Origin of the sequence: Streptomyces sp. NPDC048269, from assembly GCF_040652395.1 — a bacterium.
In the GTDB taxonomy this organism is placed as follows: domain Bacteria; phylum Actinomycetota; class Actinomycetes; order Streptomycetales; family Streptomycetaceae; genus Streptomyces.
In genome coordinates this window covers 29893-56304 of the sequence record NZ_JBEZLW010000003.1, presented here as the reverse complement: position 1 = coordinate 56304, position 26412 = coordinate 29893, and the positions used below count along the sequence as shown (strand labels likewise).

Genomic DNA, 26412 nt, shown 5'->3' with positions numbered 1-26412 from the left:
GGCCCGGCTCACTGCACACGTCTGTGTTCGGGTCCGGCGGAGGGGACCAGGTGTTCGATGGTCAGCGTGACCTCGGTGACCTTCATGCCGGTCAGCTGGGCCACGCGCTCGCCGACGTAGTGCTGCACCTCGCGGGCGGTACCGGCGAGGTCTGCCGGATAGGGCAGGTCCAGAGTCAGGCCCAGTCGTGCGGATCCGCCGGCGACGGCCACCGAGGCGTGCGGAGCGGCCAGTTTCATGTCTGCCGTACCGGCTTGCCCGTGCAGGGCCTCGCGGGCGGCGCGGGCCGCGATGCGGGCCACCACCTTGTCCGGGATGACCGTCGCGCCACGCTCGGCCGCCGGTAGCAGCTCCCGTGTGGCGCCCGCGGCGCCCCCGGGCACGGCAGGGGCGGGCTGCGAGGTCACTGCCGGTCCCGAGACCGGTTGAAGTCGGACATCTCAAGGTCGCCCTGCAGCATGAGGCCGACCACCAGGCCCACGGCGCCCAGGAACGCCACGAGCAGGAAGGCCCAGAATCCGCCGAAGAAGGCAGCGAAACCCAAGGCCATTCCGGCCAGCAGGCCTACCGTTGCTGCGCTCATCTCACTCACCTGAATTTCACGTCGATCGGTTTCTCCTGGCCGGCCGCGGGACGCGGGGGGACAGGCTGCGCCACGTCACTGGACGCGGCTCTCGCTCTCCTCGCCTTCCTCCTCCTCCTCGTCGGGCAGGTGGACGTCATCGACGGCGATGTTCACCTCGACCACTTCCAGGCCGGTCATGCGCTCCACGGCCGTGATCACGTTGGTGCGGACGTCGCCGGCGATGTCGACGATGGACACGCCGTACTCCACGACCACGTCCAGGTCCACGGCCGTCTGCCGTTCGCCCACCTCGACCTTCACGCCCCGGCTCACACTGGGGCGTCCTCCCGGAACCTTGTCCCTCACGGCCCCCAGGGTGCGGCTCATCCCGGCGCCGAGGCTGTGGATGCCGGGTACCTCCCGGGTGGCCATCCCCGCGATCTTCTCGACGACGCTGTCGGCGATGGTGGTCCGCCCCCGCGTCTCGGGCGCGGCCCCGGCGCCGCTGTGGCCCTGCAGCGACTTGCTCGCGCTGCCCGGCTGGCTCTGGCCTGAAGGGGGGCTGATGCTCTCCGACATGAGGACCTCCCAAGGATGTCCATGCGGGCGCCGGTGCGGTGCCCTCGAAGGATCAGACACACCCCCGGCACATTCCTCACGCCGCGCACGCACGCGCATAGCATCGAGGAGTACGTGCGAAGGCCGAGACGACGGTTTCCGACAGGAAGCGAGCGGCGGATGCGCGAGCGGACCGGTACCTCCACCCCACCAGGCGCGGCACACCCGCCCCAGGCCGCCCCACGGTCCGTCGACGATGTCCCGGCCGGCTCGGACGGGTCCCGTACCGCTCTGTCGGACAAGCTGCTGGCCGTACGGGCTGCGGAAGGGGACGACGACGCGTTCGCCGTCCTCGTCCGCCGTCACAGCGGGCGGCTGACAGCCCTCGCGTACCACCTCCTGGGCAACCGGCCGGACGCCGAGGACGCCGTTCAGGACGCCTTCCTCAGCGCTTGGCGCCAGCTGCCCGAATTCCGCCACAGCGCTGGGTTCGGCACCTGGATGTACCGCATTGTCACCAACCGCTGCCTCAACACACTGCGCCGCCGGCCCCCCGCTCTCCCCCTGGACACCGTCCCGGAGCCGGTCGCCTCCGACGCGGGCAGCGCACCACCACGCATAGCCGAAACAGACGCCACGACGGCCGCCCTGACACAGGCACTGGGGGAACTCACCCCCGAGCTGCGGGCCTGCTGGGTCCTGCGCGAACTGCACGGCCTGCACTACGACGAGATCGCCGATGTGACAGGCAGCAGCGAACCGACGGTGCGCGGCAGACTCTTTCGTGCACGACGCGCTTTGACGGAGGCGATGCGCCCATGGCGCTAGACGACCCGCACCCCACCCCGGACGACGACCCGACGACCGCAAGCACCCGGAGCGCGGACACCACGCTGCTCCCCGAAGCGGAGCTGCTCGCCGGCACCGAACTGCTGCCCTGCGGCCGCCCCCTCCTCGATGCCTGGCAACAGGCCCGCAGCCCCGGCGCCGCGGCATTCGACGCACACACCAGCGGCTGCCCCTACTGCCGGCAGGCCGTCGAAGGGCTGCGCGCCCTCGACCAAGCCACCCGGTCCCTGCGCGCCGAGGAGCAACCCGACGTCCACAGCCTCGCCAACCGAGTCATCAACGCGGTCCGGACCGAGGTACGACTCGGAGCGTCGCTGCCGCTGGACGACCCCGACCACGACCTGCGCATCGCCGAAAGCGCCGCCGCGAAAGTCCTACGACGCGCTGCCGACACCGTGCCCGGCGCCCGCGCCGCCAGCTGCCGCCTGACCCCCACCCGCGACGACACCGCCGTTCATGTCGTCATGACGCTGGCCACCACTCTCGACCGGCCACTGCGGGAGCGGGCCGCACAAGTACGCCGAGCCGTCCTCCACGCCGCGCACCACGACCTCGGCCTGGCCGTCACCGGCGTCGACCTGGAAATCAACTCCCTGCTGGACCTGCTCCACGTACCCGGGGACGACCTGCCCGCAGCGAGCAGAGGATGACCTCCACCCGCAGCAGGGACGTCCGCCGAGCCGCGGCCCGTGCCGCCCTCGACGTTCCCGGTGTGGCAGCCCTCCAGCCCGCCCTTGCCGACCGCCTCGCCGCCGCGGCCTCCCGCGTACGGCACGGCGCGGGCACTGCCCCCCATCCCGCCGCAACCGGAATCCGGGTCGAACACGTCCCCCACATCGGCTGGCGTGTGGAAGTGCGGTGCATCGTGCACGACGGCCGCCGGGTGGCCGACGTCGCCCGACAGGTACGCGAACACGTGCGGGCCGCGGTCACCACCCACCTGAGCCTGCACGGCTCAGCGCCACCCGTCTCGGTCCAGGTCACCGTCACCCGCACCGTTGCCGACGTATGAGGGGGCCGGCCCGCCCCCTCGCCCGGCCGAGGGCCCCCGGCTACTTCCCGATGAGCTCGGAGACCTTGACGAACCGGTAGCCGCGCTTGCGCAGCTCCGGGACGATCCGCTGGACGGCCTCCTCGGTGACGGGGGCGGCGCTGCGCGTGCAGTGCATGACCACCACCGAGCCGGGCTTCACTCCGGCGAGCACCTGTTCGGCCACGGCGCCGGGGTCCTTCGCGAAGGCGTCCCCGCTGACCACGTCCCACTGGACCGCCGTGACCTTGGCCGTGGACAGGGCCCGCAGGGCGTCGTCGTCGTAGCAGCCGCCGGGGAAGCGGAAGTACGGGACGGTGTTGACCGCGCCCGCCGTGCGGAAGGCGGCGAAGGCCCGGTCCACGTCGGCGCGGGCGGCGGCGCCGTCGAGGGCCGGCAGTCCGTAGCAGGGGGACTTGAAGGCGTGGTGGCTGTACGAGTGGTTGGCGATCTCGAAGTTCGGGTCGGTGCCGATGGACTTCGCCTGGTCCGGGTACTCCTCCGCCCAGCGGCCCGTCATGAAGACCGTCGAGGGCACCCGGAGCTTCCGCAGGGTGGAGATCAGCTGCGGGTTGTCGAAGTGCTCCCCGTCCGCGGCGCGCGGCCCCTGGTCGGAGGTCATGTCGGCGTCGAAGGTCAGCGCGACGGTCTTGTCGCTCTGCTGCTTCGCCCGCTCGAAGACCGGCGTCAGGCCGTTCGGGCCGGGCGCGAGGGTCGGGGCCTTGGCGGGGGCGCCGGCCTGGGGGGAGGCGGCGGCGGACGCGGACGGGGTGGCGGCGGACGCGGGGGCCGACGCCGCCGGGCTGCCCATGCGGGCCTCACGGGCGGCGTCCGAGGTGCCGGCGCCGCCCCCGCATCCCGCGAGGGCGGCACTGAGAGCGGCTACCGCCGCCGCTTTGCGCACAGAAATGGTCACACAGGCAAAATATATGACTATGTGGCAAGTAGTCGGCTACGGCACTCCTCGACATCGAAGTCGGCTTCCGGGTACCGCGGACCGATGGCCTCCAGGTGCTCCAGCAGCAGCCTGCTGACCGCCCAGTTGCGGTACCACTTGCGGTCCGCGGGGACGACGAACCAGGGCGCGGCTTCGCTGGAGCAGCGCTCCAGCGCCAGCTCGTACGCCTCCTGGTACGCGGGCCACGCGCTCCGCTCCTCGATGTCGCCCGGGTTGAACTTCCAGTGCTTCTCGGGGTTGTCCAGCCGTTTCAGGAGCCGCTCGCGCTGCTCCTCGTAGCTGATGTGGAGGAACACCTTCACCACCGTCACCCCGTCGTCCGCGAGGGACTCCTCGAACTGGTTGATCTGGGTGTACCGGCGGCGGATCCGGCTGCGCGGCACCAGCTCGCGGACGCGGGCGATGAGGACGTCCTCGTAGTGCGAACGGTCGAAGATGCCGATCTCACCCGGCTGGGGGAGGGCCTTCTCGATCCGCCAGAGGAACGAGTGCCCCAGCTCCTCGGGCGTGGGTGCCTTGAAGGCCCTGACACGGCAGCCGGAGGGGTTGAACAGCCCGATCACGTGCTTGACGGTGCCCCCCTTGCCGCTGGTGTCCATGCCCTGCAGGACGAGCAGGAGCCGGCGCCGGTCCCCGGCGGTGCTCGCCGCGTAGAGCCGCTCCTGGAGGGAGGCGAGCCGCCCCGACATCGCGGCGACGGCCGCGAGCGCGGCCACCTTGTCCGCGGGGCCCGCGGGAACCGCCGCGGGATCGAACCGGCCGAGGTCCGGCCGCTCCCCGGCCGGAAGCCGCAACACCTCCCGCAGCGCGGTGGTCCCCGGCACCGCCCCGGGCCCGCCCGTCCCGCCGCTGCTCCCGGCCGCCTCGCCCTCCCGGGCGGGCCCGTCCTTCTCCCGCTGCTTCCCGGCCACCGCTGACCACCCCGATCCCGTCGACTCGTTCGATCCTCCGGCAAGTCGAACGGGAACGCGAGGTCAGTGCCAGCGGCCCGTCACCGCGAACGTGGTCCCCGGGGCGTATGCGTTGACGTACATGGTCCGCCCGTCGGGGGAGAAGGTGACCCCGGCGAACTCCCCGAACTCCGGCGCGCCCGGCTGCCCGATGTCCTGGGCGTTGCGGGCCATCGGATAGACCTCCCCGCCCACCGTCACGCCGAAGACGTACTGCTCCCCGTCGCCGTCCTCGCACACCATCAGGCCGCCGTCCGGGGCCAGGCAGATGTTGTCGGGGGAGTCCCCGGGCAGCTGGACGTCGCTGGCCGGCCCGAAGAGCACGTCCAGCCGGAGCCGGGCGCGCACCGGGTCGTAGAACCACACCTGCCCGTGGTGGTCGGCGGCCGCGCCATCGCCGCGGCGGGCGAAGCTGGACACGAAGTGGACCCCGCCGTCGCCCCAGTAGCAGCCTTCCAGCTTCTGCGCGTGGGTGATCCCGCCCGGCCCGAAGTCCTGGAACCGGATCGCGGTCCCGGCCGCCGAGGGGTCGGGTACGGGGACCCACTCCACCGGGAACGCGGCCCCGGGCCGGTCCACGACCGCGAGGTCCGCCAGCCCCGGTACGCGCAGGGCCTCCAGGGCGCCGCCGGCCCGCAGGGAGCCGGGTCCGCCGAGGGGGCGGGCGGGCAGGAAGCGGTAGAACAGCCCGAAGGGCTCGACGAAGGCGTCCTCGGTCTCGTACACCACCCCGCGGCGGGGGTCCACGGCCACGGCCTCGTGCGCGAAGCGGCCCATCGCGGTGAGCGGGACAGGGCCGCAGCGGCGCGGGTCCGCAGGGTCCACCTCGAAGACGTAGCCGTGGTCCTTGGTGTAGCCGGAGGTGCCCGCGCGGTCCTCGGTCTCCTCGCAGCTCAGCCAGGTGTTCCAAGGGGTCCGGCCGCCCGCGCAGTTGACGGCCGTACCGGCGAGGGCGACCCGCTCTCCGGTGACCGCACCCGCCGGATCGAGCTCCAGGGCCGTGCAGCCGCCGAGGGCCTGGGGGTCGTAGGTGAGGCCGTCGACGGCGGGGACGCGCAAGGCGGCCGTGGTGCGGTTCTCGTGGTTGCGGACCAGCCGCACGCGGCCGCCGCCGGCGCCGAAGGCGGCCATGCCGTCGCAGTTGGCCGGGACGGCGCCCTCGCCGGAGCGCAGCGGGTCGCCCGCGCGGGAGAGCACCCGGTACGTGAATCCCGCGGGCAGATCGAGCAGCCCGCGGGGATCGGGCAGGAGCGGCCCGTACCCCCGGGTCGGCCGGGCGGCGCCGGCGCGCCCGGTGAAGAGGGCGCCGAGCGCCCCGCTGAAGGCGATCGTGCCGGCGGCGAGCAGGCTGCGTCGGGTCACGGACATGGGCAACTCCCCGTGGCGGAACTGGACATGTTCCCCCAGCTGCCGCCGGGGGTGCCCCCCCGGCCCGTGGTACCACGCGGCGGGCTCCGGCGGGGGCACGCCCCGCCGGAGCCGCGGGGTTCAGACGAGCTTGGCGCTCAGGGTGATCGTCGTGCCCGTCAGGGCCTGGCTGACCGGGCAGTTCTTCTTCGCGTCCTCGGCGGCGGCGGTGAAGGCGTCGCTGTCCAGGCCCGGAACCTCGCCCTCGGTGGTCAGGTGGATGCCGGTGATGCCCTGGCCGGGTACGAAGGTGACCGCGGCCGAGGTGGTCAGCTTGGCCGGCGGGTTGCCGGCTTTCGCCAGTACGTTCGAGAAGGCCATGTTGAAGCAGCTGGAGTGGGCGGCGGCGATCAGCTCTTCCGGGCTGGTCCGCCCGTTCGCCGCCTCGTCGGTGCGGGCGGGCCAGGAGACGGGGTAGCTGCCGAGGCCGGACGAGTCGAGGGTGACGACGCCCTTGCCCTTGAGCAGGTCGCCTTCCCAGACGGCGTGTGCGGTGCGTGTGGCGGCCATGGTGGATCCCTTCGCAGAAGCGGAAACAGCCGGGCCCCCGGAACGGCCCGGCGTGCCCAAACCTACTGGGAGACCAGGGGCTTCGCGTCGCGTGCCAGCGCGGTGAGCCGCGAGATGGCGCGGAAGTACTTCTTGCGGTAGCCGCCGTTCAGCATCTCGTCACTGAAGAGCCGGTCGAAGGGGACTCCGGAGGCCAGCACGGGCACCTCGCGGTCGTACAGGCGGTCGGCCAGTACCACCAGCCGCAGGGCCGTCGACTGGTCCGGCACCGGGCCGACGTCGGTCAGGCACACCGCGGATATCCCGTCGGTCAGCGCGCCGTAGCGGCTCGGGTGGACCCGGGCCAGGTGTTCCAGCAGGCCGGGGAAGTCGTCCAGGCTCGCGCCCTCGGTCGCGTACGCGGCCTTGGTGACCTGCTCGTCGGAGAACGGCGCCGGAGCCTCCGGCAGGCCGCGGTGGCGGTAGTCCTGGCCGTCGATCCGCAGCGGCCGGAAGTGCGCCGACAGCCCCTGGATCTCCCGCAGGAAGTCGGCGGCGGCGAAGCGGCCCTCGCCGAGCTTGCCGGGCAGCGTGTTGGAGGTGGCGGCCAGCGCCACACCCTGCTCGACGAGACGGCTGAGCAGCGAGGACACCAGGACGGTGTCGCCCGGGTCGTCCAGCTCGAACTCGTCGATGCACAGCAGCCGGTGCCCGCCCAGGGTCTGCACGGTCTGCTGGAAGCCCAGCGCGCCGACCAGGTTGGTCAGCTCCACGAAGGTGCCGAAGGCCTTGAGCGCGGGCTCGGCCGGGGTGGCGTGCCACAGGGAGGCGAGCAGGTGGGTCTTGCCGACGCCGTAGCCGCCGTCGAGGTAGACCCCGCGCGGGGCGGTGGGGGCTGTTTTCTTGCGGTCCCTGGCGAACCAGCGCCGCTTGCCCGCGCCGGTCGCGTGCGCGCCGCCCAGACCTGCCGCGAAGCCGCTGAGCACGGTGACGGCCTCGGCCTGGCTCGGCTGGGCCGGGTCCGGGTTGTACGTGTCGAAGCGCACCGAGTCGAACCGCGGCGGCGGCACCATCTCGGCCACCAGCCGTTCGGCGGGCACACGCGGCTCGCGGGCGCACAGCGCCTGGGGTCCCGCGTCGGCTATCGGGGGCCGACCGTACGGGGCACCGGAGGTGGAGAGTGATGTTGACACAGCACTCAACTCTACGGGGCGTGGCACACTGCACCGATGCGACGCCTGTTCCCTGTGACCGATCAGACACCAGCCTCGTCCCAGGCTCCGGCCGACCGGGAGTGGTCGCTGGACGAGCTCGCGGAGGCGTACGCGTACCCCGCTCTCGGCGAGGGCGCGCACTGGCTGCGGGCGAACATGGTCTCCACCCTGGACGGCGCGGCCCAGCACGACGGCCGCTCACAGCCCATTTCCGGCGAGACCGACATGCGGATCTTCGGCACCCTGCGGGGGCTGGCCGATGTGGTGGTCGTCGGCGCGGAAACGGTTCGCCAGGAGGGCTACCGCCCGGCCCGGGCGCGGGACGCCTTCGCCGCCCGCCGCGCGGCCGCCGGACAGGGCCCCGCACCCGCCATCGCGGTGGTCACCGCGAGCCTGGACCTGGACTTCACCCTGCCCCTGTTCGCCTCCCCGCTCGTGCCGACCCTCGTGGTCACCGGGGCCGCCGCGCCCGCGGACCGGGTGGCCGCGGCCCGCGCGGCGGGCGCCGAGGTCGTGGTGGCGGGCGACGGGGCGGCCGTGGACCCGGGCCGCGCGGTACGGGAGCTCTCCGGGCGGGGGCTGCGCCGCCAGCTCACCGAGGGCGGGCCCCGGCTGCTGGGCCAGTTCGTGGCCGCCGACGCGCTGGACGAGCTGTGCCTGACGATCTCCCCGATGCTCACGGCGGGGGCTGCCCAGCGGATCGCCGGCGGCCCCACCGTCACGGTTCCGCACCGGCTCGCGCCCGCGAGCGTACTGGAAGAGGCCGGGTTCCTCTTCACGAGCTACCGTCGGATCTGACAAGGGGCGGAATTTGTCGTTCCGCTTAGCTTTCGCTGGGCACATATACCTGCGCAGGCCCCGTGCGACAGCGGGGCAGGATGGTTTCCGCAGGGGCCGGCCAGCCGGCCTCGGCCCATGAAGGAGAGGGCGTCCGTGTTCACGAGCGTATTGATGATCGAGCAGCCGCTGACCACGGTGGACGTGGACTTCGTCACCACCCTGCACGGCGACGACCAGGTCTCCTTCGTCGTCCTCATGCAACCCCGGGGCGACCAGGACCGACTGCTGCGCGCCATCGACGACGTAGCGCTCGGTGAGCTCCCCGAGGCCATCCGTGAGGGTGACGTGCCCGAGGGGGAGGCCGCCCTCGGCCCCGCGGCGCAGGCCCTCGCGCACTCCCTGAACGCCCTGCGCCAGAAGGGCGCCAGCGCCACCGGGCAGATCATCGAGGAGCACCCGCTCGACAAACTGAAGGCCGTGGTGGAGGAAAACGGGGCCGACGAGGTGATCGTCCTGACCGCCCCCCATTTCGTGGAGGAGTTCTTCCACCGGGACTGGGCCTCCCGGGCCCGTCACAAGGTCGGCGTTCCGGTGCTCAAGCTCTTCGCCCACAACGAATAGGCTTGGGCGCACCAGAGCCCAACGCACCGCACTCGATCCTGGAGCGACCTGAATGAAGCCCGGCCTGCCGACCGCCATGGAACGGCCCCACTTCATCGGCATCGGCGGCGCCGGCATGTCCGGCATCGCGAAGATCCTGGCCCAGCGCGGCGCGCAGGTGGCCGGCAGCGACTCCCGTGGGGACTCCGAGACCGCCGAGGCCCTGCGCGCCCACGGCGCCACGGTCCACGGGGGTCACGCCGCCGGAAACCTCGCCGCCGACTCCACCTGCGTGGTCGTCTCCAGCGCCATCCGCGCCGACAACCCGGAGCTGGCGCGCGCCGCCGAGCTCGGCATCCCCGTGGTGCACCGCTCCGACGCCCTCGCCGCGCTGATGGACGGGCTGCGCCCGATCGCCGTCGCAGGCACCCACGGCAAGACCACCACCACCTCGATGCTGGCGGTGTCCCTGTCGGCCCTGGGCCTGGACCCCTCGTACGCCATCGGCGGCGACCTGGACGCCCCCGGCTCCAACGCCCACCACGGCGAGGGCGACATCTTCGTGGCCGAGGCGGACGAGAGCGACCGCACCTTCCACAAGTACACCCCGCAGGTCGCGATCATCCTCAACGCGGAGCTCGACCACCACGCGAACTACGCGTCGATCGAGGAGATCTACGAGTCCTTCGAGACCTTCGTCTCCAAGGTCGTGCCCGGCGGCACGCTCGTCGTCGCCCACGGCCAGGAGGGCGCGGCCGAGATCGCCCGCCGCGTTGCCGGCCGCGAGGGCCTGAACGTCGTCACGTACGGCGAGGACCCCGAGGCGGACGTCCGGATCACGAAGATCACCCCGCGCGGGCTGACCAGCGAGGTCACCGTCGTCCTGGACGGCCGGATGCTCACCTTCACCGTCTCCGTGCCCGGCCGCCACTACGCGCACAACGCCGTCGCGGCGCTCGCCGCCGGTGTCGCCCTCGGCATCCCGGCGCACAACCTGGCCTCCGCCCTCGGCAAGTACACCGGGGTCAAGCGCCGCCTCCAGCTCAAGGGCGAGACCGCCGGCGTCCAGGTCATCGACTCCTACGCGCACCACCCCACGGAGATGACCGCCGACCTGGAGGCCATCCGCGGCGCCGCCGGGGACTCCCGGATCCTGGTCGTCTTCCAGCCCCACCTCTTCTCCCGCACCCAGGAGCTGGGCAAGGAGATGGGCCAGGCCCTGGCCCTGGCCGACGCCTCCGTGGTCCTCGACATCTACCCGGCCCGCGAGGACCCGATCCCCGGCGTCACCAGCGAGCTGATCATCGCCGCCGCCCGCGCCGCGGGCGCCGACGTCACCGCCGAGCACTCCAAGGAGGCCGTCGCCGACGTCATCGCGGGAATGGCCAAGCCCGGCGATCTCGTTCTCACCATGGGCGCGGGCGACGTCACGGATCTGGGGCCTCAGATCCTCGCCCGTCTGTCGAACTGAGGGAGCGGGAACGTCATGGCGTACGAGGTCGAGAAGACGGACGAGCAGTGGCAGGCGGAGCTGACCCCGTCCGAGTACCAGGTGCTGCGCCTCGCGGGCACCGAGCCGGCCTTCCGCGGTGAGTACACCGACACCAAGACGGAAGGCGTCTACTCCTGCCGCGGCTGCGGCGCGGAGCTGTTCCGCTCCTCGGAGAAGTTCGAGTCGCACTGCGGCTGGCCGTCCTTCTTCGATCCGAAGGACACCGACGCGGTCGAGCTGATCGCCGACACCTCGCACGGCATGGTCCGCACCGAGGTCCGCTGCGCGAAGTGCGGCTCCCACCTGGGCCATGTCTTCGAGGGCGAGGGCTACCCGACGCCCACGGACCAGCGGTACTGCATCAACTCCATCTCCCTGCGGCTCACCCCCACGGAGGGCTGAGACCCTCCGGGCCCCGGCGGGCGGCCCAGAGAGGCCGCCCGCCACCGCGGGACCGCCGGGCCGGCACCGCGGTCACCCGGCCCGGGACGGGGCAACCACCAGGTCGGGCGTGATGGCACGCACCGACCCGGCGCCCGCCAGGGCCATGGATTCGGCGAGGCCCGCCCGGTAGGACTCGAAGAGCGAACGGACTCCTTCCGAGCCGCCGGCGGCCAGGGCCCACAGCACCGGCCGCCCCACCAGCACGGCCCGCGCGCCGAGAGCGAGCGCGGTCAGTACGTCCGTGCCGGTGTGGATCCCGCCGTCGACCAGGACCGGGACGCGGGCGCCCACCGCACCGACCACCTCGGGCAGGGCGGCGGCCGTGGACACGGAGCGGTCCAGCTGGCGACCGCCGTGGTTGGAGACGATCACGCCCGCCGCTCCGGCGTCGACGCACGCGATGGCGTCGTCCGGCCGCAGAACGCCCTTGACCAGCACGGGGAGACCGGACTCCCGGGCGAGCAGGGCGATGGTCTCCGGGCCGATCGAGGGGTCCTGTTCCCAGGCGCTGCTGCGGGTGTCGACGCCCACGTCCCGGCTGAGCCGGTCCTGCGCGGACAGCGGGAGCGGCCGCCGGACGCGGGGTTTGGCGGCCACGTAGGGTGCGTCGACGGTCAGCACCAGGGCCCGGGCGCCCGCCGCAGCTGCCCGTCCGACCTGCTTGCGGGTCAGCTCTCCGTCGCGCAATGCGTACACCTGGAACCACCACGGTCCGGCCGCGGCCGCCACGTCCTCCACCTCGCGCGTGGCGCGGGACGACAGGACCAGGAGCGAACCGGCCCCGGCCACGCCCCGGGCGGTCGCCACCTCCCCCTCCGGGTCCGCCATGGAGTGGAAGGCGGTGGGGGCGGCCAGCACCGGCGAGGCCAGCTCCGTGCCGAGTATCCCGACCGACGTGTCCAGCTCGGAGACGTCGCGCAGTACGCGCGGCTTCAGCCGGTATTCCTGCCAGGCCCGATGGGCCTCGTCGCGGCTGATCTCCTCGCCGGAACCCGCCGCATAGAAGTCGTAGGCGGCGGAATCCAGCCGGTCGCGTGCCGCTTCCTCGAGCTCCGGAACGCCGGGAGTTGTCCGGTTGATCACGTGGTGCGTCTCCTTGTCCTTCGGATCGGCCGGCCGAAGCGGACCGGGGCCGGTTCGACAGATTGTTCACCTCGCGAGGGCCCTCATGCCCGGACCGTCCGAAATTCCTGACCGGCCCCCACGTCCGGGCCACCGGCCCGGCGCGCGGGCTCACCTCCGCACCGACCGGAGGTGGTCCTCCAGGGTCCTGCCCGGGCTCCAGCCCCGGGACCGGGCCCTGCTCGTGTCCAGGACCACCGAGTGGGCGAGCTGGTCCACCGCGTAGCGGCTCAGCGCCGGTTCAGCGCCGGCGCCCGCGCTCGCCAGGGCCTCCGCGACCCGGGCCGCCGTACGGGCCACCCCCAGCGGCAGGTGCCGGATCCGTGCACGCACGCCGTGGGCCCGCAGGACCTCCCGTACGGCCTCGTCGCGGCCGTACGGCTCGGCGTCCGCCACGTTGTAGGCGCCCGGGGGCCAGAGCGCCGCCGCCAGACAGGCGTCGGCGAGGTTCTCCACCGCCGTCAGGCTCAGCCGGACGTCCGGCCCCGGCAGCAGCAGGGTCCCGGCCCGGACCCGCGACAGCAGCCGGGGCAGCAACTGCGTGTCCCCGGGCCCGTAGACGGCCCGCGGCCGCAGCACCACCGCGCCCGCGGCCAGCGCCAGGGCCTCGCCCGCCGCCTTGGTCCGCCCGTACGCGTTGAGCTGCCCGCCGCGCGGATGGTCCTCGGCCACCAGGCTCCGGCCGAGGCGCGGGTCGTAGACGCTGGCACTGCTCACCCAGACCACCGGACGCCCGCCCGCCGCCCGGAGCAGCCGCTCCGTACCGTCCACGTTGACCGCGCGCATCGCCGCCTCGGCCCGCGAGCCGGGCGCCGGATCACCCACCGCCGCCGCGCAGTGCACCACGACGTCCACACCCGAGAGGTCGGGTGCGCCCGACGCGGCGTCCCAGAAGCGGTGTTCGCCCACCGGGCCCGGTCTGCGGCCCAGGCACACCACCTGCGCCCCGTCCGCCGCGGCCGCGCGCGCGACGTGCCCGCCGCAGAAGCCACTGGCACCCGTGACCGCGATCACGATCCCGCCCGTACGGTCAGCGAACGCCAGCCCGGCAGCGCCGCCCGCCGGTCCACCCGGGCCCGGGTCACCACCGGCCGGTACGGGGCCAGCGCCCCGAGCACATCGGCCAGCTGTACGCGGGCCAGCCGGGCTCCGGGACAGGCGTGCGGTCCGGCACCGAACACCAGCCGGGCGGTACCCGGACCGGTCGGCCGCAGGGCGTCCGGATCACGCCGGTGCGCCTGGGCGGCGTGCCGGGCCACCAGCAGGAGCCGGTCGCCGCCGCGCACCGGGCAGCCCCCGACCGTCCCGTCCGCCGCGGCCACCCGGGGCAGCAGCGGCGAGGCCGCGGTCACCCGCAGCAACTCGTCGGCCAGTACCGGGCGCAGCGCCTCGTCGGCGGCCTGGACCCACAGGTCCGCGTCGGCACACCAGGCCACGGCCCGGGGGAGCGCGGCGACGGTGGTGTTGACGGCCGCGACCGCCACCATCGCCGACAGGGCGTCGTCATCCGGGCCGAGCAGCTCTCGCAGCCGCTCCGCGCAGCGCGCCGCCCGGGCCTCGGCGCCCGGCCGGCGCGGACCCGGCAGGTGACTGCGCACGGAGGCGGCCGCGGCCTCGCCGGCCGCCTCCGCCAGCACCCGCGGATCGGCGCCGGAACCCAGCAGGGCGCACACCACCGACCCGGCCAGCTCCTGCGCCAACCCGACGAGGTCCACCTCGGCGCCGTGAGCGAGCGGCGCGAGACGGCGTGCGAGCAACGGCCGCCACACCGACCGCAGTTCCTCCACCCCGTCCGCCCCGAGTCCGCCCGCGAGCCCGCGCCGCCCCGTCCGGTGCCCTGCGCCCTCCTGGTCGAACAGCACGCCCGTGCCGCCCCGCAGCGCCGAGCGCGCCGCACCGCCCGTCGTCCCCGCCGCCGTACGGTCGAGCGGGAGCCGGGTCAGCGCCTGGCGGTAGGCGTCCGCGTCGTGCACCAGCAAGGCCCGGCCGAGCCGGCGCACGGGCCGCCCGCGCGTGGCGGCGAGCAGGGCGAACAGCAGCGGATGCGCACCGAGATAGACCCGCCGGTCGCGCCTGCGGGCCCGCGCCTGGCCCCTCATGCCGATCCCCCCAGGCGGCGGGCCGCCAGCGCGGCCGTCGCCGCCCGGTCCGGTTTGCGCGAGCGCCCCGACAGCGGGATCCGGGCGAACAGCAGCGCGTCGGGACGGGAGGTGCCCATCCGCCGCAGCGGGCCCGACAGCGCGGCGCGCAGGGCGGGTTCACGTACGCCCCGCCCCGGTTGTACGACGGCGACGAGCCGTTCGTCGCCCTCGCCCGCCGGGATGCCGACGAGGAGGGCCAGCTCCACCCCCGGTACGTGCAGGGCGGGTTCGTACAGCCCCGGGTAGATGTTCTCCGCCCGGCGCAGCACCATGTCCTTGGCCCTGCCTTCGAGGACGATCCGGCCCGCACCGTCCAGCCGTGCCCGGTCGCCCGTACGGACCCACGGGTCGGGCTCCTCGCCCAGGTAGCGGTGGCGTGCCGCGGCCCCGGACAGCAGCAGCTGCCCGTCCGCGTCGGGCTTCGCCGTGACGCCGGGCAGCGGGGCGCCGACCAGGTCGCCCGGCCCGTCGAAGGCGGACTTCTCCCGCGCTTCGACCGCGGCGGCCGGGAACAGCTCGGTGAGCGCGTACACCCCCCACGCCTGCGCCGCGCCCGCCGCCCGCACCCGTTCCAGCAACCCGGCCCCGGCCGGGGCCGAGCCCGTCCAGACCCGGCCCTGGAAGCGGGCGCCCGCGCCCAGCGCGTCCCGCAGCGCGGGCGGGGTCAGGTAGGTGTCCCGGGGGCCCAGCCGGTGCAGCTGGCGGGCCAGTACCCGGGGGTCGCGGGCCGGCAGGGCTACGGGGGCGCCGCGGGTGAGGGAGGGGACGAGGACGAAGAAGGTGCCGCCGAGCACGGGCCGGTCCGGGGCCGCGTCGAACAGGGCGCAGACCGTGTCCATCCCGGCGGCCAGGCTCGACCGGGTGTGGACCACGGCGCGCGGCCGGGAGGTGGTCCCCGAAGTGAACACGATCACCGCGTCGCCGTCGTGGTCCCCGTACGGGGGCACGCCGGCCCGGGGCGCCGCCAGGTCCAGCGCGGGCGCGCAGCCCGGCAGCCGGCGCCCGACGGTGGCCACCGGGCCCAGCTCGGCCAGGTCCGGCAGCGCGAGATGCGCCCGGCGGGCCAGCGGCCGGGCCCAGCCCGCCACCGCCTGCGCGGCAGCGTCGGCCAGCACCAGCGAGGGCCGGGCCAGGGCGAGCCGCGCACGCAGCACGTCGGGCCCCGCTCCCGGGTCGAGCACGGCCCCGCGCAGCCCGAGCCGCCACAGGGCGAGCAGTACGGCAAGGGCCCGCGGGCCGGGCCGTACGGCGACGCCCACGGTGTCCCCGGCGCGCAGTCCGCGGGCGTGCAGGGCTGCGGCGAACGCGTCGGACAGCTCGGCGAGTTCACCGCGGGTGGCCCGGACCCGGGGCGTGCCGGTACGGGAGGAGGTGAGGACGGCGGGCCGCTCGGGGCGGCTGCGCAGCGCGTGGTCGAGACGGTCGAGCATCAGCGGGGGTCCGATCCGAGGCTGCCGCTGCCCTGGTCGAGGTACCAGCGGGCGGTGCCCGCGATCCCGTAGGCCCGGAGGCGTCGCGTGGAGTTCTCCACGACCATCCGCCGGCAGTGGACGATCCGGTCGGTGTGGCGGCGTACGGCGTTGAGGAAGAGCCGGTCGGTCGGTGAGGGACGCCTGGGCATGCCGCCGACCGCCAGGTACAGCTCGGCGGTGATCGCCATGTTGTTCCCGGCGTGCATGCGGTACGGGGCCCTGAAGCCGTTCCTGCGGGAGTGCTGGGGTCGCAGCCGCCCGAAGAGCGCGGCGAGCGCCACCAGCAGGCCGAAACCGGCCCGGCCCAGCGGGCCGTGCTCGTCGCGCCGGGCGGTGATCCGCCCGCACACCAGCCCGGGGCTCTGTGTGAGGGCGGCCCGCGCGGCGCGCGTCCAGCCCGGACGGGGCAGGCAGTCGGCGTCCGTGCGGGCGAGCAGGGCCGCGCCCCGCCCGATCGCGTACCGGAAACCGGTGTCCACGGCGGAGCCGACGCCCTTCTCGGGCTCCTCGATCACCTCGACCGGGAACGGCGCGCCCGCCGCGAACTCCCGGGCGATGGCACCCGTCCGGTCCGCCGAGGCATTGTCGACGACCAGCAGGGTGAAGTCCCGGTCCCGCTGCGCGGCAAGGGCCCGCAGCGTCTGCGCGAGGCGGGCCTCCTCCTCGTGCGCGGGCACGACCACCCACATCGCGCGGTTCACGACTTCTCCCAGACCATCGTCATGATGCTGATCCCGCCGCCGAGGCCGACGAACAGCACCCTTTCTCCCGGCTCCAGTTCGCCGAACACCCGGTCCAGCTGCACCCCGATGCTCGCGCTCGCGATGTTGCCGAGCTCGGGCACGGTCACCACCAGCTTCCCGGCGGGCACCCCGGTCAGCTCCGCGAACCGCTCCAGGTAGGGAACCGTCACCTGGTGCACCAGCACCCTGGCGAAGCCGTCCCAGTCCATCCCCGTCCGGTGCAGCGTCCGGTCGATGACGGCGGTGCCCACCTTCTCGAAGACACCGCGCAGTTCGTGCCCGTCGCCGCGGAAGTAGGTGTACGCGTCCCCGCGCGGGTGCCGTGAACCGCCGCCCGGGATGCCCCCGACCTCCCAGTGCTCGGAGTGGGTCTCGGTGTCCACGTCGAGGATCCCGCCCCGCTCCACGGCCTCCACGACCACCGCCGCCCCCGCGTCGCCGAAGGTGTAGCCGGCGAAGCCGCTGCGGAACTCGGCGAAGTCGGCGGGATCCTTGCGCACCGCCCGGCTCGGGGTCTCACCGGTGACCACCAGGGCGCGCCGGGCCCGCCCGGCCAGCACCATCGACCGGGCGAGGTCGACCCCGTTCACGAAGCTGTTGCAGGCGTTGGTGACGTCGACCGCGTGCGCCCGCGATCCCAGCTCCGCCTGCACGATGTGCGCGGTGGCGGGCTCCACCATGTCGCGCGAGGCGGAGGCGAAGACCAGCAGGTCGATGTCGAGCGGGCACAGGCCGGCCGCGTCCAGGGCCCGGCGCGCGGCGCCCACGGCGAGCGTGGAGGCGTACACGCCCTCGCCCGCGACGCGGCGGGAGACGATCCCGGTGGCCTGCGTCAGCAGCGTCGGCGGCAGGGTGAGGCCGCTGCGGCGGGCCACCTCCCGCTGGAGGGAGTCCGAGGACAGGACCTCCTCGGGCAGCAGGCTGCCGACGGCGGTTATCCCGGCGCGCGGCCCTTGGTCACTTGGCTGAAAGGACATGCCCACACGATGACAAGCCGCCATCTCCCGGACCTGAGTACGGATGCTCAGATCGGTGCACAGGCCGGATGAGTACCCCGGTCAGCGGTCCGGCCCCGAAGTGGAGTGACTCCAGGGGCTGTTGCCGGACGCACGGTTCCCCTACCGTCTTCGCCAGCCGCGCGGCCCGTCCGGGAGCGACCCTTCCGTTCTCCGGCTGTACGGCCAGGTGTCAGACAAGGATCTCCGTCCGGTACCCCTGGGCCGCTGTCCTTGGGGCGCCCCTCGACTCACCCCTCACCCCCAGAGGTCGTCACGCCATGGCAGAACTCAATCGCCGCAGGTTCCTGCAGATCGCCGGCGGCACCGCCGCCGCCGCGATGCTGAACGAGAGCATCGCGCGGGCCGCGGCCATCCCCGCCCAGGGAAGCACCGGCACGATCCAGGACATCGAGCACATCGTCGTCCTCATGCAGGAGAACCGGTCCTTCGACCAGTACTTCGGCACGATGAAGGGCGTACGGGGCTTCGGCGACCCGCGGCCGGTCCTCCAGGACAACGGCAAGTCCGTCTTCCACCAGTCCAACGGGACGAAGGACATCCTCCCCTTCCACCCGCAGGTCGACGACCTGGGGATGCAGTTCGTCGAGGGCCTCAACCACGACTGGGCCGGCGGCCACCAGGCGTACAACAACGGCAAGTACGACAAATGGGTGCCGGCCAAGACGACCACCACCATGTCGTACATGACCCGGAACGACATCCCGTTCCACTACGCCCTCGCCGACGCCTTCACCGTGTGCGACGCCTACCACTGCTCGTTCATCGGGGCCACCGACCCGAACCGCTACTACATGTGGTCCGGCTACACGGGCAACGACGGCGTGGGCGGCGGACCGGTCCTCGGCAACCAGGAGGCCGGGTACGGCTGGAAGACCTACCCCGAGCGCCTGGAGTCGGCCGGCGTCTCGTGGAAGGTCTACCAGGACATCGGCGACGGCCTGAACGCGGCCGGCTCGTGGGGCTGGATCAGCGACGCCTTCCGCGGCAACTACGGCGACAACTCGCTGCTGTACTTCAACAGCTACCGGGGCGCCCAGCCCGGCAGCGCCCTGTACGAGAAGGCCCGTACGGGCACCAACGTCAAGGCGGGCGACGGCTACTTCGACCGGCTGCGCGCCGACGTGGCGAACGGCACCCTGCCCCAGGTCTCCTGGATCGCCGCCCCCGAGGCCTTCAGCGAGCACCCGAACTGGCCGGTGAACTTCGGTGCCTGGTACATCTCGCAGGTCCTGGACGCGCTGACCGCGAACCCGGCGGTATGGGCGAAGACCGCGCTGTTCATCACCTACGACGAGAACGACGGTTTCTTCGACCACGTGGTCCCGCCGTACCCGCCGGCCTCCTCGGCCTGGGGCCTGTCCACGGCGGACGTCTCCAAGGACCTGTACGCCGGGGGCGGCGGCTACGCGGCCGGGCCCTACGGTCTCGGCCCGCGCGTTCCGATGATCGTGGTCTCCCCGTGGAGCAAGGGCGGCTACGTCTGCTCCGAGACCTTCGACCACACCTCGGTGATCCGCTTCATGGAGAAGCGCTTCGGCGTGCAGGAGCCCAACATCTCACCGTGGCGCCGCGCGGTCTGCGGAGACCTGACCTCGGCCTTCGACTTCAGCCAGGCGGACGCGACCCCCGCGGCCCTGCCCTCCACCGCGGGCTACATCCCGCCGGACCACAACGCCCACCCGTCCTACCACCCGGTGCCGCCGGCCACGGGCACCCTGCCCAAGCAGGAGGCCGGCTCCAAGCCGGCCCGCGCCCTGGGCTACAGCCCGTACGTGGACGGCAAGGCCACCTTCTCCACGGGCAAGTTCACCCTGACCTTCGCCGGCGGTCCCGCCCTCGGCGCCCACTTCCACAGCACCTCGGGCAACCGTACGGACGGCCCCTGGCCCTACACGGTCGAGGCGGGCAAGACCCTCTCGGACACCTGGAGCACCAGCAGCTCCACCGGCAACCAGATCAACCTCACCGTGTGGGGCCCGAACGGCTTCCTGCGCACCTGGAAGGGCCCGGCGAAGAAGGCCGGCCCCGAGGTCACGGCCCGGCACGTGGACGCCACCGGCAACCTGGCCCTCACCCTGACCAACCCCGGCGCGGCCGCGGTCAACCTGACGGTGACCAACGCCTACGGCGGCGCGGCCCAGACCTTCAGGGTCAACCCCGGCGCCACGGTCCCCCACACGGTGGATCTGCGCACGACGGGCCGCTGGTACGACGTCAAGGTCGTCTCCGACGCGGACGCCACTTTCCTGCGCCGGTTCGCCGGCCACGTGGAGACGGGCGCCCCGGGCATATCGGACCCGGCGATCAGGACCGTCTGACCTGGTCCTCCGGTGCGCGCAGCAGCCGCCGTTCCAGGACCGGGAGGTCCTTGGGGCGGTGACTGCGGGCGTGCCGGAGCAGCAGGTCGCGGGCGGTGTCCGCGACCCGGCGCCGCTTCGGGTGGCGGGTGGTGAACTCCTCGCTCGCGAAGAACCGCACTGCGCCCTCCAGCCCGGCCCGGTCCGTCTCCCGCACGGCCCACGCCAGTTCCCCGGTGGGCGTCCCGGCCAGCAGCCGCCACGGACCCCTTTCGGCGAGCAGCCACGCCGCGTCCCGGGGTTCCTTCCGTACGGCGCCCAGCCAGCTGAACACCACGCCGAGCGGCACCTCGCGCGGCAGGCGCGGCTCCTCCTGGCCCGCGGCGAGGGCTTCGGCGTACGCCCGCAGCCCCTCGGGCGCCGCGGCCGCCCACCGGGCCCGGTGCCGGGCCGGGATCCCGTCGGGGGAAAGCGGGTCGAGCAGCCGGATCCACTCGGGGGTGATGAGCATCCGCCCCGAGTCCTCCCGGCACATGCACGCGAACTCGTCGGCGCCGTCATCGCGGTGGGGCGGCTGCAGGGCCCGGACCTCGGCGGCCTCCGCCGGGTCGCCGATCTCGTACGACCGGGGATGGTGCGGGTGCACGGCGCCGTCGGCCCGCGAGAACGAACCACCCATGATCAGCGGCCCTGTGCGCGATGTCGGTTCCACGGGGTGATCGTAGGCCGGGCGGGCACACGAAAAGCCCGTGGGGAGTACGAGGAAAACCTCGTACCCCCCACGGGATCAACAGGGTGAGTGACGGGACTTGAACCCGCGGCCACCTGGACCACAACCAGGTGCTCTACCAACTGAGCTACACCCACCACGAAGGGCGGCGGACCGCCCGTTCGATGTGCAAGCACAGCATAGCCGATCAGAGGGGTGGTCCCGCGACGCGTTATCCGGCGGACCGGCTGCCGGCCAGGGTGGCGGCGAGCCGGCCGGTGATGCCGCCCGTGCGGCGGGTGGCGTGCGCGACGGCGGCCGCGGCGAAGGCCCGGACGATCGGGTGCGGCCTCGTCCCGTCCCCGTGCAGCTCCGGCTGGAAGAGGGTGGCGAGGAAGAAGGGGTGGCCGGGCAGCTCGGCGATGCGCACCTGCCCGTCCTCGTCGTGGCCCGAGAGCCGCAGCCCGTGCGCGGCGAGCGCCGGCAGGTGGCGGGGCGAGGGTCCGTAATTGCAGTGGTAGCGCTCCATCGACCGCTCCGCGCCCAGCGCGGCCTCGGCGAGCGAGTCCGGCTCGGCCCGCACGAGGCCCTCGTGCCCGACGAGCGAGCAGGCCAGCGGTGTGATCACCGGGTCCGCGGCCCCGGGGTCGTTCTCGGCGTGCGCGGCCCCGTCGAGCCCGCAGACCGTACGGGCGTATTCCAGCAGGGCGTGCTGGAAGCCGCCGCAGGTGCCGAGGAAGGGGACGCCCTCCTCCCGGGCCACCCGGATCGCGGCCAGCACCCCGGCCTCGCTGACGTAGGGGCTGCCGGGCAGCACCCATACCGCGTCGAAACGGGCCAGGGTCCCGGCGGCGGCCTCGGCCCCGGCGTCGCCGGTGGGGATCCAGCAGGCGTCGAGGACGAGCCCGTCCCGGGAGGCGAGGGCGTCGAGGAGGAGCGGGATGCGCGTGTGGGACTTCACATGCGCGGAGCGGTCGCCGATGAGGGCGATCCGCGCGATCGGTGCGGTGGTCATGCCGTCATCCTGATCCCCGGACCCCCTTCAGCGCCAACGATTGTTCCTGCTGGATCGATAAGCAATCCTGATGGGACCCTGGCCTTATGGACCCGCACCTGCTCCGCACCTTCGTCGCCGTGGCCCGCCTCGCCTCCTTCTCCGCCGCCGCCCGCGAGCTCGGCTACACCCAGTCGGCCGTGTCCCAGCACATCGCCGCGCTGGAGGGAGACCTGCGCACCGAGCTGCTCACCCGCCGGCCCGTGGCACCCACCCCGGCCGGGGCGCGGCTGCTGGAACACGCCGGACCACTGCTGTTGAGGCTCGACGCCGCCAGGGCCGACGTCCTGCGGCTGGCCGCCGCGCCGCCCGAGCGGATCACCCTCGCGGTGTCCCCGCTCGCCGTCGGCCCCCGGCTGCTCGCGGCCCTGCCCGCCACCGGGGTCACCCTGCGGGTGCTGCCCCCGGCCGAGGTGCCCGCCGCCATCGCCACCGGGGGCTGTGACCTCGGGCTCGTCGACGGCCCGGCTGCGCCCAGCGATCCGCTGCGGCTGCCCGACGTGGCCCCGCTCACCGTGACGGGCGTCGGCGAGGAGGAACTGGCCGTCCTGCTGCCCGCCGGGCACCCCTTCACGGGGCGGGTCGGCGTCCGCCTGGACGACCTGGCCGACGCGCGCTGGCTCGACGCCCCCGGGGTCGGCCTGCCGCTGACCGCCGCCCGCGCCGGCGCCCGCTACGAGGGCACTGACGTGCTCGCCCTGTGCGCCCTCTCCGCCGCCGGGCACGGCCTGGTGCTGCTGCCGCGCCGGGTGGCCGAAGCCGCCGCGGAGGGGGTCGCCGTACCGCTGTCCGCACCCCGCCTGGTGCACCGTACGGAACTGCTCTCGCCCGGCGCCCCCACCGGCGCGGCCGCTGCGCTCGCCGCGCGGCTCACGGCAGGATCACCCGTATGACCGATGACACGGGCCACCCCGTTGGCCCCGCCCCCTCCACCGCTGCCGGCCCCGCCCCCTTCACCGCCGACGACTACGCCGCCCGGATGGCCGCGGCCGCCGAGACCGCCGCCGACGCGGGCCTCGCCGGACTGCTGATCGCCCCCGGTCCCGACCTCACGCACCTCACCGGCTACCGTCCCACCGCCGAGACCGAGCGGCTCACCCTGCTCGTGCTGGCCGCCGGACAGGAACCGGTGCTCGTCGTACCCGCCCTGGAGGCCCCCGACGCGGCCAAGGCCCCCGGCGCCGCCGCCCTGACCCTTCGGGACTGGGCCGACGGGAAGAACCCGTACACCGTGACCGCACCGCTGCTGGACGCGGTCGGGCGCTTCGGGGTGAGCGACAACACCTGGGCGCTGCATCTCCTGGGACTGCAACGGGAGTTGCCCACCACCTCCTACGTCCCACTCACCGACACCCTGCCCATGCTGCGCGCCGTGAAGGACGAACGGGAACTGGAATGCCTCGCGGCGGCGGGCGCGGCCGCGGACGCCGCCTACGCGCAGATCCTCCATCTCCCGTTCGCCGGGCGGCGGGAGACCGAGATCGCCGCCGAACTGGCCGCCCTGCTGCGCGTGCACGGCCATTCCCAGGTCGACTTCACCGTCGTCGGCTCCGGCCCCAACGGGGCCAACCCGCACCACGAGGCGGGCGAACGGGTCATCCAGCACGGCGACATGGTGGTCCTCGACTTCGGCGGGCTGCGCTACGGCTACGGCTCCGACATCTCCCGCACCGTGCACGTGGGCGAACCGAGCGCCGAGGAGCAGCGCGTCCACGACATCGTCCGCGAGGCCCAGCAGGCGGGGGTGGCGGCGGTACGGCCCGGGGTCACCTGTCAGGAGGTCGACCGCGCGGCCCGTGCCGTGATCACCGAGTTCGGCTACGGCGACCGCTTCATCCACCGCACCGGCCACGGCATCGGCGTCACCACCCACGAGCCGCCCTACATGGTCGAGGGCGAGGAACAGCCCCTCGTCCCCGGCATGTGCTTCTCCGTGGAGCCGGGCATCTACCTGCCCGGCCGGTTCGGCGTCCGCATCGAGGACATCGTGACCGTCACCGAGGACGGCGCACGGCGCTTCAACAACGCGCCGCGCGAGCTGGCGGTCGTCGAGTAGCGGCGGAGGGCTAGGGGCCGAGCACGACCGCCGACTCGCCCGGCAGGTGGATCCGCCCGTCCGGGCCCGGGTGTTCGAGCGGCTCCCAGGCGGCCAGCACCCGCACCCCGTTGCGCCCGAGCGCGATCGTGGCCGGCTCCGGGGAGAGGTTCACGGCCACCCGTACGTCGCCGCGCCGGAAGGTGAGCCAGCGGCGCTCCTCGTCGTGGGCGACCCGGACCGCCGCCAGGTCCGGGTCGCGCAGGTCCGGATGGGTGCGGCGCAGTATGACGAGGGTGCGGTACCACGCCAGCAGGCGGGCGTGCCCGGCCTGCTCGGGCTCGGCCCAGTCCAGGCAGGAGCGGTCCCGGGTGGCCGGGTCCTGCGGGTCGGGGATCTCTTCGGCCTTCCAGCCGTGCGCCGCGAACTCCCGGCGCCGGCCGGTCCGTACCGCCTCGGCCAGCTCCGGATCGGGGTGGTCGGTGAAGTACTGCCACGGGGTGCCCGCGCCCCACTCCTCGCCCATGAACAGCATCGGCACGAACGGACCGGTCAGCGCCACCGTCGCGGCGCACGCCAGCAGCCCGGGGGAGAGGGAGGCGGCGAGCCGGTCGCCGAGCGCCCGGTTGCCGATCTGGTCGTGGGTCTGGGTGTAGCCGAGGAAGCGGTGGGCCGGGGTCAGGCGCCGCTCCACCGGCCGGCCGTGGGTGCGGCCGCGGAAGGAGGACCAGGTCCCGTCGTGGAAGAAGACCCGGGTCAGGGTCTTGGCGAGGGCGGACAGCGGGGCCTCGGCGAAATCCGCGTAGTACGCCTGGGACTCGCCGGTCAGGGCGCAGTGCAGGGCGTGGTGGAAGTCGTCGTTCCACTGGGCGTGCAGGCCCAGGCCCCCGTCCGCGCGCGGGGCCGTGGTGCGCGGGTCGCACCGGTCGGACTCGGCGATCAGGAACAGCGGCCGGCCCGTCTCGGCCGCCAGCTCGTCCACGGCCGCGGAAAGTTCCTCCAGGAAGGTCAGGGCCCGCCCGTCCGCCAGCGCGTGCACGGCGTCCAGCCGCAGCCCGTCGATGCCGTAGTCGCGCAGCCAGGCCAGCGCGCTGCCCAGGAGGTAGGCGCGCACCTCGTCGGAGCCGGGCGCGTCCAGGTTCACCGCCGCGCCCCACGGGGTGTGGTGCGTGTCGGTGAAGTACGGGCCGTAGGCGGGCAGGTGGTTGCCGGAGGGGCCGAGGTGGTTGTGGACCACGTCCAGCACCACCCCCAGTCCGGCGGCGTGCGCGGCCGCCGTGAAGCGGGCCAGCCCGGCCGGGCCGCCGTACGGCTCGTGCACCGCCCAGGGGGCGACCCCGTCGTACCCCCAGCCGTGCCGGCCGGGGAAGGGACAGACGGGCATCAGCTCCACGTGCGTGACGCCGAGGGCGGTCAGGTGCCCGAGGCGGTCGGCGGCGGCGTCGAAGGTGCCCTCGGGGGTGAACGTGCCGATGTGCAGCTCGTACAGGACGGCGTCCTGGAGCGGGGTGCGCGGCGCACCGGCCCCCGGCTCGGGGAAGGCCGCGAAGTCGACCACCGCCGACAGGCCGTCGGGTCCGTCCGGGAGGCGCCGGCCGCGCGGGTCCGGGCGTGGAGCGGCGTCGCCGTCCAGCAGGAACCCGTACCGGCTGCCGTCGGCGGCCGGGGCCTGCGCGGTCCACCAGCCGTCCCGCTCCGGATCGCGCGCCATCTCGTACGTCGCGTCGTCGAGTCGCATGGCGACATGACCTGTCAGCGGTGCCCACACCTCGAACTGCACGGACGTTCCCCTCGTCTCCGGCGGTGTCCAGCATGCGTATCCTGCCCATCATTCCGGGCGTGGCGGGGGAGTTCTGGACACTCCGGCCCCGACGGGCCGACAATCACCCTGTGACGTCGAGTTTTGAGTTCCCGCCCTTCCCCGCGCCGCGGCTGTCCGACGCCGAGCGCGACCGGGCGCTGGGCCAGCTCAGAGAGGGCGCTGCCCTCGGAAAGCTGTCCCATGACACGTTCCTGCGCCGTATGGAACTCGCCCTGGTCGCCCGCCGCTCAGAGGACCTGGCCGTCCTCACCGCCGACCTCCAGGCACGCGAGGGCGCCGAAAGCCCGTGGACCCGTCGGCTGTTCGGCTGGGTGGGGCGGGTCTCCGCCGTCTCGGTCGGCGTCCGGCGCGCCTGGGCCGCGGAGAAGCTGCCCAAGCTGCTGCTGCCGCACCCGAGCGCGGCGGCCCTGCGGATCGGCCGCGACCCCGGCAACGGGCTGCGGCTCAGCCACGAGACCGTCTCGCGCGCGCACGCGGAACTCAGCATGCAGGGCGGGATGTGGGTGCTGAAGGACCTCGGCTCCACCAACGGCACCACGGTCAACGGGCGTCGCGTGACGGGCTCCGCGGTGGTCCGGGACGGCGACCAGGTGAGCTTCGGGAAGATGGCCTTCCGGCTCTCGTCGAGCTGAGGCCCGAGGCCGGCCGGCCGGGGTGCCGGG

At 73.9% G+C, this 26412-nt stretch carries 28 protein-coding genes and 1 tRNA gene; 11 read left to right on the top strand and 18 right to left on the bottom strand.

The features are described 5' to 3' along the window. Window positions 1-8: 8 nt before the first annotated feature. From AB0D48_RS04265 to AB0D48_RS04255, 3 genes are all read right to left on the bottom strand, one after another. Entirely contained in the window at window positions 9-407 is a 399-nt protein-coding gene (locus tag AB0D48_RS04265; protein WP_362390613.1) for an Asp23/Gls24 family envelope stress response protein, read from the bottom strand. Beyond that, on the bottom strand, window positions 404-583 hold the full coding sequence (locus AB0D48_RS04260) for a hypothetical protein (RefSeq protein WP_362390611.1): 180 nt from the start codon (window positions 581-583) through the stop codon (window positions 404-406). Before AB0D48_RS04260 ends, AB0D48_RS04265 begins: the two co-directional genes overlap by 4 nt. A 75-nt stretch (window positions 584-658) precedes the next feature. Beyond that, complete coding sequence (locus tag AB0D48_RS04255; protein ID WP_362390609.1) at window positions 659-1144, bottom strand: Asp23/Gls24 family envelope stress response protein; 486 nt, start codon at window positions 1142-1144, stop codon at window positions 659-661. Between the two features lie 159 nt (window positions 1145-1303). Here AB0D48_RS04255 and AB0D48_RS04250 point away from each other — a divergent pair, with 159 nt between their 5' ends. The 3 genes from AB0D48_RS04250 to AB0D48_RS04240 are packed head-to-tail and all read left to right on the top strand — an operon-like array spanning window position 1304 to window position 2984. Then, complete coding sequence (locus AB0D48_RS04250) at window positions 1304-1951, top strand: sigma-70 family RNA polymerase sigma factor (RefSeq protein WP_362390607.1); 648 nt, start codon at window positions 1304-1306, stop codon at window positions 1949-1951. Next, complete coding sequence (locus AB0D48_RS04245; RefSeq protein ID WP_362390605.1) at window positions 1942-2622, top strand: hypothetical protein; 681 nt, start codon at window positions 1942-1944, stop codon at window positions 2620-2622. The genes AB0D48_RS04250 and AB0D48_RS04245 overlap by 10 nt, the downstream gene beginning before the upstream one ends. Continuing rightward, complete coding sequence (locus AB0D48_RS04240) at window positions 2619-2984, top strand: Asp23/Gls24 family envelope stress response protein (protein ID WP_362390603.1); 366 nt, start codon at window positions 2619-2621, stop codon at window positions 2982-2984. The genes AB0D48_RS04245 and AB0D48_RS04240 overlap by 4 nt, the downstream gene beginning before the upstream one ends. 40 nt (window positions 2985-3024) lie before the next feature. Here AB0D48_RS04240 and AB0D48_RS04235 read toward each other — a convergent pair whose 3' ends face one another. The 5 genes from AB0D48_RS04235 to zapE all read right to left on the bottom strand — a co-directional run bounded on the left by AB0D48_RS04235 (window position 3025) and on the right by zapE (window position 7999). Next, on the bottom strand, window positions 3025-3918 hold the full coding sequence (locus AB0D48_RS04235) for a polysaccharide deacetylase family protein (RefSeq protein WP_362390601.1): 894 nt from the start codon (window positions 3916-3918) through the stop codon (window positions 3025-3027). Window positions 3919-3935: 17 nt separating this feature from the next. Then, on the bottom strand, window positions 3936-4784 hold the full coding sequence (locus AB0D48_RS04230) for a PPK2 family polyphosphate kinase (protein ID WP_362391097.1): 849 nt from the start codon (window positions 4782-4784) through the stop codon (window positions 3936-3938). Between the two features lie 150 nt (window positions 4785-4934). Next, window positions 4935-6278, bottom strand: coding sequence for an alkaline phosphatase PhoX (locus tag AB0D48_RS04225; RefSeq protein ID WP_362390598.1), 1344 nt, complete (start codon window positions 6276-6278; stop codon window positions 4935-4937). Between the two features lie 120 nt (window positions 6279-6398). Beyond that, window positions 6399-6827 carry an OsmC family protein gene (locus tag AB0D48_RS04220; RefSeq protein ID WP_362390596.1) on the bottom strand — a complete coding sequence of 143 codons (429 nt, stop codon included), beginning with the start codon at window positions 6825-6827 and terminating at the stop codon, window positions 6399-6401. A gap of 62 nt (window positions 6828-6889) precedes the next feature. Next, complete coding sequence (zapE, locus tag AB0D48_RS04215) at window positions 6890-7999, bottom strand: cell division protein ZapE (RefSeq protein WP_362390594.1); 1110 nt, start codon at window positions 7997-7999, stop codon at window positions 6890-6892. 36 nt (window positions 8000-8035) lie between these two features. Between zapE and AB0D48_RS04210 the strand changes: the two genes are divergently transcribed. From AB0D48_RS04210 to msrB, 4 genes are all read left to right on the top strand, one after another. Continuing rightward, a complete protein-coding gene (locus AB0D48_RS04210; protein ID WP_362390592.1) occupies window positions 8036-8818 on the top strand; it encodes a pyrimidine reductase family protein in 783 nt (260 codons plus the stop codon). Window positions 8819-8953: 135 nt separating this feature from the next. Further along, window positions 8954-9421 carry an indole-3-glycerol phosphate synthase gene (locus tag AB0D48_RS04205; RefSeq protein ID WP_362390590.1) on the top strand — a complete coding sequence of 156 codons (468 nt, stop codon included), beginning with the start codon at window positions 8954-8956 and terminating at the stop codon, window positions 9419-9421. A gap of 52 nt (window positions 9422-9473) precedes the next feature. Continuing rightward, complete coding sequence (murC, locus tag AB0D48_RS04200) at window positions 9474-10871, top strand: UDP-N-acetylmuramate--L-alanine ligase (protein WP_362390588.1); 1398 nt, start codon at window positions 9474-9476, stop codon at window positions 10869-10871. A gap of 15 nt (window positions 10872-10886) precedes the next feature. Continuing rightward, the gene (gene msrB / locus AB0D48_RS04195; RefSeq protein ID WP_362390586.1) at window positions 10887-11294 is read left to right on the top strand and encodes a peptide-methionine (R)-S-oxide reductase MsrB; all 408 of its coding nucleotides are present in this window, start codon (window positions 10887-10889) and stop codon (window positions 11292-11294) included. Between the two features lie 72 nt (window positions 11295-11366). Here msrB and AB0D48_RS04190 read toward each other — a convergent pair whose 3' ends face one another. The 6 genes from AB0D48_RS04190 to AB0D48_RS04165 all read right to left on the bottom strand — a co-directional run bounded on the left by AB0D48_RS04190 (window position 11367) and on the right by AB0D48_RS04165 (window position 17791). Next, the gene (locus tag AB0D48_RS04190; protein ID WP_362390584.1) at window positions 11367-12419 is read right to left on the bottom strand and encodes an alpha-hydroxy acid oxidase; all 1053 of its coding nucleotides are present in this window, start codon (window positions 12417-12419) and stop codon (window positions 11367-11369) included. A 150-nt stretch (window positions 12420-12569) separates the two neighbouring features. After that, a complete protein-coding gene (locus AB0D48_RS04185) occupies window positions 12570-13472 on the bottom strand; it encodes an NAD-dependent epimerase/dehydratase family protein (protein ID WP_362390582.1) in 903 nt (300 codons plus the stop codon). Further along, window positions 13469-14557, bottom strand: coding sequence for a cytochrome P450 (locus AB0D48_RS04180; protein ID WP_362390580.1), 1089 nt, complete (start codon window positions 14555-14557; stop codon window positions 13469-13471). The genes AB0D48_RS04185 and AB0D48_RS04180 overlap by 4 nt, the downstream gene beginning before the upstream one ends. Then, entirely contained in the window at window positions 14554-16029 is a 1476-nt protein-coding gene (locus AB0D48_RS04175) for a class I adenylate-forming enzyme family protein (protein ID WP_362390578.1), read from the bottom strand. Before AB0D48_RS04175 ends, AB0D48_RS04180 begins: the two co-directional genes overlap by 4 nt. Beyond that, window positions 16029-16772, bottom strand: a complete 744-nt coding sequence (locus tag AB0D48_RS04170) for a glycosyltransferase family 2 protein (protein ID WP_362390576.1) — start codon at window positions 16770-16772, stop codon at window positions 16029-16031. The genes AB0D48_RS04175 and AB0D48_RS04170 overlap by 1 nt, the downstream gene beginning before the upstream one ends. Then, the gene (locus AB0D48_RS04165; protein ID WP_362390574.1) at window positions 16769-17791 is read right to left on the bottom strand and encodes a ketoacyl-ACP synthase III; all 1023 of its coding nucleotides are present in this window, start codon (window positions 17789-17791) and stop codon (window positions 16769-16771) included. The genes AB0D48_RS04170 and AB0D48_RS04165 overlap by 4 nt, the downstream gene beginning before the upstream one ends. A gap of 299 nt (window positions 17792-18090) precedes the next feature. On the opposite strand from AB0D48_RS04165, the gene AB0D48_RS04160 reads away from it, so the two are divergent. Continuing rightward, window positions 18091-20151: a phosphocholine-specific phospholipase C gene (locus AB0D48_RS04160; protein ID WP_362390572.1), complete on the top strand. Its 2061-nt coding sequence runs from the start codon at window positions 18091-18093 to the stop codon at window positions 20149-20151. On the opposite strand, the gene AB0D48_RS04155 is transcribed toward AB0D48_RS04160, so the two are convergent. The 3 genes from AB0D48_RS04155 to AB0D48_RS04145 all read right to left on the bottom strand — a co-directional run bounded on the left by AB0D48_RS04155 (window position 20138) and on the right by AB0D48_RS04145 (window position 21854). Then, on the bottom strand, window positions 20138-20842 hold the full coding sequence (locus AB0D48_RS04155) for a hypothetical protein (protein ID WP_362390570.1): 705 nt from the start codon (window positions 20840-20842) through the stop codon (window positions 20138-20140). The genes AB0D48_RS04160 and AB0D48_RS04155 overlap by 14 nt on opposite strands. Window positions 20843-20924: 82 nt before the next feature. Further along, window positions 20925-20997: transfer RNA gene (locus AB0D48_RS04150), tRNA-His, on the bottom strand. Window positions 20998-21071: 74 nt separating this feature from the next. Beyond that, entirely contained in the window at window positions 21072-21854 is a 783-nt protein-coding gene (locus tag AB0D48_RS04145) for a hypothetical protein (RefSeq protein ID WP_362390568.1), read from the bottom strand. A gap of 86 nt (window positions 21855-21940) precedes the next feature. Between AB0D48_RS04145 and AB0D48_RS04140 the strand changes: the two genes are divergently transcribed. Continuing rightward, a complete protein-coding gene (locus AB0D48_RS04140; protein WP_362390566.1) occupies window positions 21941-22786 on the top strand; it encodes a LysR family transcriptional regulator in 846 nt (281 codons plus the stop codon). Continuing rightward, window positions 22783-23949: an aminopeptidase P family protein gene (locus tag AB0D48_RS04135; protein WP_362390564.1), complete on the top strand. Its 1167-nt coding sequence runs from the start codon at window positions 22783-22785 to the stop codon at window positions 23947-23949. Before AB0D48_RS04140 ends, AB0D48_RS04135 begins: the two co-directional genes overlap by 4 nt. Window positions 23950-23959: 10 nt before the next feature. Here the strand turns inward: AB0D48_RS04135 and treZ are convergent, their stop codons facing one another. Beyond that, window positions 23960-25666: a malto-oligosyltrehalose trehalohydrolase gene (treZ, locus tag AB0D48_RS04130; RefSeq protein WP_362390562.1), complete on the bottom strand. Its 1707-nt coding sequence runs from the start codon at window positions 25664-25666 to the stop codon at window positions 23960-23962. A 152-nt stretch (window positions 25667-25818) separates the two neighbouring features. Between treZ and AB0D48_RS04125 the strand changes: the two genes are divergently transcribed. Beyond that, window positions 25819-26382 carry a DUF1707 and FHA domain-containing protein gene (locus AB0D48_RS04125; protein WP_362390560.1) on the top strand — a complete coding sequence of 188 codons (564 nt, stop codon included), beginning with the start codon at window positions 25819-25821 and terminating at the stop codon, window positions 26380-26382. Window positions 26383-26412 lie beyond the last annotated feature (30 nt).

What these genes read in the sequence shown, in the direction of transcription:
- AB0D48_RS04160 (WP_362390572.1), top strand. Translation starts at nt 18,091, where the DNA reads ATGGCAGAACTCAATCGCCGCAGGTTCCTGCAGATCGCCGGCGGCACC.
- AB0D48_RS04260 (WP_362390611.1), bottom strand. Translation starts at nt 583, where the DNA reads ATGAGCGCAGCAACGGTAGGCCTGCTGGCCGGAATGGCCTTGGGTTTC.
- AB0D48_RS04250 (WP_362390607.1), top strand. Translation starts at nt 1,304, where the DNA reads ATGCGCGAGCGGACCGGTACCTCCACCCCACCAGGCGCGGCACACCCG.
- AB0D48_RS04210 (WP_362390592.1), top strand. Translation starts at nt 8,036, where the DNA reads ATGCGACGCCTGTTCCCTGTGACCGATCAGACACCAGCCTCGTCCCAG.
- murC (WP_362390588.1), top strand. Translation starts at nt 9,474, where the DNA reads ATGAAGCCCGGCCTGCCGACCGCCATGGAACGGCCCCACTTCATCGGC.
- msrB (WP_362390586.1), top strand. Translation starts at nt 10,887, where the DNA reads ATGGCGTACGAGGTCGAGAAGACGGACGAGCAGTGGCAGGCGGAGCTG.
- AB0D48_RS04220 (WP_362390596.1), bottom strand. Translation starts at nt 6,827, where the DNA reads ATGGCCGCCACACGCACCGCACACGCCGTCTGGGAAGGCGACCTGCTC.
- AB0D48_RS04175 (WP_362390578.1), bottom strand. Translation starts at nt 16,029, where the DNA reads ATGCTCGACCGTCTCGACCACGCGCTGCGCAGCCGCCCCGAGCGGCCC.
- AB0D48_RS04255 (WP_362390609.1), bottom strand. Translation starts at nt 1,144, where the DNA reads ATGTCGGAGAGCATCAGCCCCCCTTCAGGCCAGAGCCAGCCGGGCAGC.
- AB0D48_RS04240 (WP_362390603.1), top strand. Translation starts at nt 2,619, where the DNA reads ATGACCTCCACCCGCAGCAGGGACGTCCGCCGAGCCGCGGCCCGTGCC.
- treZ (WP_362390562.1), bottom strand. Translation starts at nt 25,666, where the DNA reads ATGCGACTCGACGACGCGACGTACGAGATGGCGCGCGATCCGGAGCGG.
- AB0D48_RS04245 (WP_362390605.1), top strand. Translation starts at nt 1,942, where the DNA reads ATGGCGCTAGACGACCCGCACCCCACCCCGGACGACGACCCGACGACC.
- AB0D48_RS04225 (WP_362390598.1), bottom strand. Translation starts at nt 6,278, where the DNA reads ATGTCCGTGACCCGACGCAGCCTGCTCGCCGCCGGCACGATCGCCTTC.
- AB0D48_RS04165 (WP_362390574.1), bottom strand. Translation starts at nt 17,791, where the DNA reads ATGTCCTTTCAGCCAAGTGACCAAGGGCCGCGCGCCGGGATAACCGCC.
- AB0D48_RS04140 (WP_362390566.1), top strand. Translation starts at nt 21,941, where the DNA reads ATGGACCCGCACCTGCTCCGCACCTTCGTCGCCGTGGCCCGCCTCGCC.
- AB0D48_RS04180 (WP_362390580.1), bottom strand. Translation starts at nt 14,557, where the DNA reads ATGAGGGGCCAGGCGCGGGCCCGCAGGCGCGACCGGCGGGTCTATCTC.
- AB0D48_RS04145 (WP_362390568.1), bottom strand. Translation starts at nt 21,854, where the DNA reads ATGACCACCGCACCGATCGCGCGGATCGCCCTCATCGGCGACCGCTCC.
- AB0D48_RS04135 (WP_362390564.1), top strand. Translation starts at nt 22,783, where the DNA reads ATGACCGATGACACGGGCCACCCCGTTGGCCCCGCCCCCTCCACCGCT.